The 280-nt window shown below is 51.1% G+C and carries 1 protein-coding gene; it reads left to right on the plus strand.

What is annotated here, in order from left to right:
* Window positions 1–280, plus strand: a 280-nt coding sequence (locus B4920_RS26125; RefSeq protein WP_173862709.1) for a BREX system ATP-binding domain-containing protein, incomplete at both ends; no start/stop codon positions are given.

A 280-nucleotide genomic window follows, 5' to 3' on the forward strand; every position in this document is an offset into this window, starting at 1 on the left:
TTTGTCAGGCTTGCAGGTTTTGGTGGTCTGATGGTCTGTCTTGATGAGCTGGTTAACCTCTACAAGCTAGCGAACACACAGGCTCGTAATGCCAACTATGAGCAGATCCTACGTATCCTAAATGATTCCCTGCAGGGGTCATCCGAGGGACTTGGTTTCATATTGGGTGGCACCCCCGAGTTTTTGATGGACACTCGCCGAGGCCTATTCAGCTATCCAGCCTTGCAGTCCCGACTGGCCGAGAACTCATTTGCTAAAACCGGGCTAGTGGATCTTTCAG

Source organism: Zoogloea sp. LCSB751 (assembly GCF_002028455.1).
GTDB lineage: Bacteria > Pseudomonadota > Gammaproteobacteria > Burkholderiales > Rhodocyclaceae > Zoogloea.